Raw genomic sequence first — 6,090 nt, 5'->3', positions numbered from 1 at the left:
CAAATTTGAAAAATTATTATCTAAATTAAATCTAAATTTTCTTGTCAGATCAGAGTAATCAAACTTACTTAAAGCACAAAATTTATTACAGTCTCTATTTTACTATTAAAAAATAGATCTATACCCCAATTTTATTTGTAATACTTAGAGAATTCTTAAATACTAAAATATTAGATGATTTTATAATAACTCCATCTTAATATCTTATTCTCATCAAAACTTAAAAAGATTTAGTCCAATTTCTTCATCAAATTCTCTGTCTACCACTCCCTCTATTGTATCTATTATTATCTCCCCTGTAGCACTAATTATAGCTGAAGTTAAATGACCTCCATATACATTATAATTATGATCTGCTAAGGTAATGTGAAGGTGAAGGTATACTTCTCCATTCATTTGAGTTACATTTCCTAAAAGGCTAGTTATCTCCATATCTCCAATTAACTCTTTTGAATGATATTCTTTGGTGCTGGTTTCAAATAAACCTACTACTGCTTTGTTGGTGGCTCCAATACCAGTTATTGCACCTAGTTTTATTTTTTCTTTCTCACATAAAGTCTGAATAGATTTCACTATATCTTCGCCTTTCTCTAGTCTAACTACATATTTACTTCCAAATTTTTTAAACTCCATATTTATCCCTTCCTTTTAAAAATTGATATTTTTATAAAAATAGATCCTTTAAAAAAGAATAACCTAGCTTTGAACCAAAAATTATAATTATAATTCCACAAACAATATTAATCCATTTGATGAAGTTTTTATTTATCCGTTTTTTAAATATAGATTCTGCATCTCTATAGGTGCTACATACCCAAATCTTAGCATTAATCCCTGGAATAAATAAGCCATATGTTCTCCCATTTATCTTTAATATTTAATCTATTATATCATAAATCTTAAACTCACCCTATCTAATACAAAATTGTCTAATTCCTATACATATGCTATAATAAGTTCTGTAAATATTGAAAAACAGTGAAATATTTGCCTATATGGTTATAATATATATATAATATGGCTTAGTATTACATTAGAAGAAGGGATTACAGTGTTGAAAACAATTAAATACGAAGAAATAGAGAAAAGTTGGATAAACATAAATTATACGTTTATCGATGTCAGAAGCCCATCTGAGTATAAATCTGAAACTATTCCTGGTGCCATAAATATACCAATTTTCAATGATGAAGAAAGAAGTTTAATAGGGACTGTATATAAGCAGCAAAGTGTGGAAAAAGCTAAGAAAATCGGTGTAGATCTTGTCTCAAAAAAACTTCCTACCATCTACAGAAAAGCGGTAGAACTTAATAAAAAATATGATAATCTAGTATTTTTCTGTGCTAGAGGTGGAATGAGAAGTAGGGCATTAGTTTCTCTTTTTGAATCCATTGGAATAAACGCTTTTAAACTTGAGGGAGGCTATAAATTTTATAGGAAATATGTGTATACCCATCTTCCTAATTTAATCAGCAATATTCAATTTATCGTACTTTATGGTAATACAGGAACTGGGAAAACTCATATTCTACAAAATCTTAAAAGAAAGGGAATGGATATCGTAGACCTGGAAGGTTGTGCAAATCATAGGGGCTCTATCCTTGGTAGTGTAGGCCTAGGTCAACAAAACACTCAAAAGATGTTCGAATCTCTTTTATACCAATCTTTGTTTAATAGAAAAACAAACCTAGTGTTTGTTGAAGGAGAAAGCAGAAGAATAGGAAAAGATATAATACCTGAGTATCTATTCGAAGCTATGAATGAAGGGATAAATATTAAAATTGAAGCCAATATGAATACAAGAATTGCTAATATCATAGATTCCTATGTTCACGACACCGATAAGGAACTTATAGAATCTTTAGATCATCTGAGGAAACATTTAGGTGATAAAAATATAGATAGGTATATTGAACTAGTAAAAAATCATCAATATGAAACTGTGGCAGAAGAGCTAATGATCAAATACTATGATCCTATGTATGAACATAATAATAGGGAATACAGTAAAATATTCTATAATGATGATATAGAAAATGTAACTAATCATATAATACAATGGGTGAATAAGCTTATAGACAGAAAAAAATAAATTTCTGATATTCCGCTTTTAAATTGTATTTGAAATTTTTGAAAAACTACTTCCCCATACTACATGCGGGAAAGTAGTTTAGCTACATATTAATCAAATACTTCTTTCATTATCCTATAATAATTTTTATAAGATATTTTCTCTATATCTTCTTTGGTATATCCTCTGCTACACAGAATATCAATGAAATCTGAAATCTTTTCTATGGTTTCAAACCCTTTGGTTCCAATGTTTACATCTTCCACAAAACTATCTATAGTATCCGTCTTCAGATAATGGAAAAAATCGAAACCAAAACTTACATGTTCAATTCCTGCAATTTCTACCATATGGTCTAAGTGACTAGCCAAATGGTAAATATCCTGTTTATCCCTATCCAGATGCACAAATTCATTAAAAGAGTTTAAACCAACTAGCCCTCCCCTTTCAGATATTGCCCTTATCTGTTTATCTGAAATATTTCTAGGTACATTGCATAATACCCTTGAGTTGGAGTGAGAATTTATTATAGGTCCTGTAGTATTTTCGTATATATCCCAGAAAGTCTTGTCGTTAGCATGGGCAAGATCTACTATTATCCCTAGTTTCTCCATTAATTTAACTGCTTGAATTCCTTTTTCAGTTAAACCCCTATCAGGGTTTCCATTAACTCCTGTTGCAAGGAGATTTTCTTCATTCCATGTTAAGGACATATGTCTAACTCCCAATAGATATAATGCATTTATTAAATTTACCCTATCTCCAATTCCACTTAACCCTTCCGTTCCTATTACCACAGCTAATTTCCCCTCTGCTAAAGCCTGATCAAAATCCTTTGTATTTTTTACTATTTTCAATATATCCTGATTCTCCATTATTTCACTACTCATATGTTCTATAATTTCCAATGTTCTAGATTGAGGATCTTCGTCATAAGGAGGATCTACCCATATAACAAATATTCCGCCTATCATTCTCCCTTTTTTAAATCTATCTAAATGCATATTTTTTATAATATACCTTTTACCTTTACTTCTCTTTAATGTGACGTCTGTCCATATATCCCCATGACCGTCAAATATCATAGTATTTGCCTCCTTGTTAAGTTTATATTATCTATTATACTACAATTATTGTAGAAATTGCCTTTTTTTCAAATCTTTCATTGGTTAGAGTTGTAGAAAAAGTTTATTAGTAAATTTAGCAACCTTGCTATTAGGGTTTTAGACTAAATTCTCTTCTGCAGGCCCTATGACAATTTTCCCAACCTTTGAATCTAAAGCCTCCTGAGTCATACTCACCTCTTCCCCCATAAGTTTTTACGTCATGGAATAAAACCTTATTCATTATTCAGTGTTTACTAGTAGAAAAAAGACACTCCTTTATGAAGTGTCCACCTACTATCGAAACTTATATGTTGTGTGATCATTACCCAAATAATTAACTTTTGCATAAATTCTTACTATATGATTCTCTCCATCATAACTAATCTCAACATCTGATGGCCTTCCGTCGTCCACCCTGTTTTCCAAATGTCTTTCCAAAATATTAAAGGCATAATCTCTGTTATAGCCATCATAATCCTTTTTGTACTCATCAGCTGAAATTTCCAGTACCAAATTATGTTCTCCATTATCAACTGTCCTTTTTTCTTTTATATTATCAAAATTCACACTATCACCCTCTCTATATTTTAGTAAAATATTAATCTATATTATCTTTTCTTTTTACGCAGTTTTTATGTTATATCTTTTGTTTATTAAACTTGAATATTTTTTATCGTTAAGGTGAAAATAAACTTGTAGAAAACTTTACATATATATTTGGAGGGAATAATATGGATATTAATGGACAAAAAAATTTTAAAGATTTGCCAAAATCCTATTGGTTAGCCTCTACGCCTGCTACAGATTATCCTAGTTTAGAAGAAGACATAGATGTAGACATAGTTATAATTGGTGGTGGACTAGTAGGCATATCATGCGCTTACCTCTTACAAAAAGAAGGACATAAAATAGCAATTCTTGAATCTGACCGTATTTGTCAAGCTACTACAGCACACACAACGGCAAAGATTACATCCCAACATGGCCTTATATATGATAAAATAACAAACAAAATGGGAAAAGAATTGGCTAGACAATATGCAGAAGCCAATGAATTTGCTATAAAAGAATATAAAAAAATCATTGATGATAACCAGATTGACTGTGACTATATACCCCAACCTGCCTTCGTTTATACTCAAGATGATAAATATATTAAAAAAATTGAAAATGAAGCAAAAACAGCATCTAACCTAGGAATTAAGGCCTCTTTCGTAGAAGAAATTCCTTTCCCCATTCCTATTAAGGCAGCTGTTCGCTTTGATGAACAAGCCCAATTTCATCCACGAAAATATGTATTGTCCTTGGCCAAAATTATTCATGATAATAATGTTCAAATATACGAAAATAGCAGAGCAGTAAATATTGAAGAAGATGATGATAATTATATAATCATTACTGAACAAAATAAAAAAGCAAGAGCAAAAATAGTTGTTATGGCATCTCACTATCCCTTTTATAATAAACCAGGAATATACTTTGCAAGAATTTTCCCAATTAGATCCTATATTATAGGAATTAAAGCAAAAGAAAAATATCCAGGTGGAATGTATATAAATGCAGAAAAACCAACTCGGTCTCTACGCCATCAAAACACTGAAGATGGTGAGCTTATTTTGGTTGTAGGAGCCAATCATATTACCGGTCAAATAGATGATACAGACGAAAATTATGAAGCATTAATAGATTTTGCTAACAATGTATTTACTGTAGAAAGCATTCCCTATAGATGGTCTACTCAGGATTATATGACATTAGATAGCATACCCTATATTGGTAACTTTACATCAAATACTCCTAATCTATATGTGGCCACTGGTTTTGAACAATGGGGTATGACTAACAGTATGGTAGCTGCTATGCTTCTAAGAGATTTAATTGTTAAAGGTGAAAATCCTTGGCAAGATGTTTATAATCCGTCAAGGAAAAATATTATTGCTTCAGCTAAAAACTTCATAAAACAGAATTTAGCCGTTGCAGAACATCTGTTGAACGGAAAGCTTTCCCAATTACCTAAGGATTTGGATATAGAGCCTGGAGAGGCCAAAGCTATAAAAATGGAAGGTGAAAGAATAGGCGCATATAAAGATGAGGAAGGAAAATTTCATCTAGTAAATACTACCTGTCCCCATATGGGCTGTGAATTAAACTGGAATTCTGCAGAAAGATCCTGGGATTGCCCCTGTCATGGGTCAAGATTTACCTATGAAGGGGAAATAATTCAAGGACCTGCAGTAAAACCATTGAGAGCTAGTAATGATGTAAATACCATTGAGAAATTGATAAAAGACGATTATTAAGGGGCAGAATCCTTACTCCTTGCCCCTCTCATATTATTTCACAGCTTTTAATCTAGAAATATCCAGCCAATTTTTAGCAGTTACCTGTTCTACATTAGCAAGATCCGTTCTTAAATCCTTAAGCTCATCATGAACATATTGGATTTCTGCCTTTAATTCAACTCTAGTAGACTCAATTTCTCTTACTATAGTTTCTTCTATAGATTCAAATTTTCTATCAATAGCATCAAATTTATTATTCATATTCTTTTCCATGGATTCAAATCTTTTATCTATTGCTTCGAATTTGGCATTGGTGTTCTTTTCCATGGATTCAAATCTTTTATCTATTGCTTCGAATTTGGCATTGGTATTCTTCTCCATGGATTCAAATCTTTTATCTATTGCTTCGAATTTGGCATTGGTATTCTTCTCCATGGATTCAAATTTTTTATCCATTGCTTCGAATTTGGCATTGGTGTTCTTCTCCATGGATTCAAATCTTTTATCCATTGCTTCGAATTTGGCATTGGTATTCTTCTCCATGGATTCAAATCTTTTATCCATTGCTTCGAATTTGGCATTGGTGTTCTTCTCCATGGATTCAAATCTTTTATCCATTGCTTCGAATTTG

Annotated in this window: 6 protein-coding genes; 2 read left to right on the top strand and 4 right to left on the bottom strand. The window is 31.4% G+C overall.

What is annotated here, in order from left to right; all coding sequences use genetic code 11:
- Window positions 1–213: 213 nt before the first annotated feature.
- Entirely contained in the window at window positions 214–633 is a 420-nt protein-coding gene (locus C3E89_RS10465; protein ID WP_236912812.1) for a PPC domain-containing DNA-binding protein, read from the bottom strand.
- Between the two features lie 418 nt (window positions 634–1,051).
- Between C3E89_RS10465 and mnmH the strand changes: the two genes are divergently transcribed.
- Window positions 1,052–2,092 (top strand): tRNA 2-selenouridine(34) synthase MnmH, encoded by a 1,041-nt coding sequence (gene mnmH / locus C3E89_RS10460; protein WP_236912809.1) that lies wholly within the window; start codon window positions 1,052–1,054, stop codon window positions 2,090–2,092.
- Between the two features lie 89 nt (window positions 2,093–2,181).
- On the opposite strand, the gene C3E89_RS10455 is transcribed toward mnmH, so the two are convergent.
- Both C3E89_RS10455 and C3E89_RS10450 read right to left on the bottom strand, forming a co-directional pair.
- Window positions 2,182–3,156: a dipeptidase gene (locus C3E89_RS10455; protein WP_236912807.1), complete on the bottom strand. Its 975-nt coding sequence runs from the start codon at window positions 3,154–3,156 to the stop codon at window positions 2,182–2,184.
- A 315-nt stretch (window positions 3,157–3,471) separates the two neighbouring features.
- Window positions 3,472–3,744 (bottom strand): hypothetical protein, encoded by a 273-nt coding sequence (locus C3E89_RS10450; protein WP_236912805.1) that lies wholly within the window; start codon window positions 3,742–3,744, stop codon window positions 3,472–3,474.
- 164 nt (window positions 3,745–3,908) lie between these two features.
- Between C3E89_RS10450 and C3E89_RS10445 the strand changes: the two genes are divergently transcribed.
- Window positions 3,909–5,477: an FAD-dependent oxidoreductase gene (locus C3E89_RS10445; protein WP_236912803.1), complete on the top strand. Its 1,569-nt coding sequence runs from the start codon at window positions 3,909–3,911 to the stop codon at window positions 5,475–5,477.
- Window positions 5,478–5,510: 33 nt separating this feature from the next.
- Here the strand turns inward: C3E89_RS10445 and C3E89_RS10440 are convergent.
- Window positions 5,511–6,090: hypothetical protein (locus tag C3E89_RS10440; RefSeq protein ID WP_236912801.1), on the bottom strand; the 580-nt coding region annotated here is incomplete at its 5' end.

The organism is Clostridium sp. Cult1, assembly GCF_021655095.1.
Classification (GTDB): Bacteria; Bacillota; Clostridia; order Tissierellales; family Tepidimicrobiaceae; genus Schnuerera.
Note: the sequence above shows the minus strand (reverse complement) of the source record. Positions and strands in the feature narration are given on the sequence as shown.

Excerpts from the sequence above, each read along its gene's own strand:
- C3E89_RS10465 (WP_236912812.1), bottom strand. The coding sequence starts at position 633 with ATGGAGTTTAAAAAATTTGGAAGTAAATATGTAGTTAGACTAGAGAAA.
- C3E89_RS10455 (WP_236912807.1), bottom strand. The coding sequence starts at position 3,156 with ATGATATTTGACGGTCATGGGGATATATGGACAGACGTCACATTAAAG.
- C3E89_RS10445 (WP_236912803.1), top strand. The coding sequence starts at position 3,909 with ATGGATATTAATGGACAAAAAAATTTTAAAGATTTGCCAAAATCCTAT.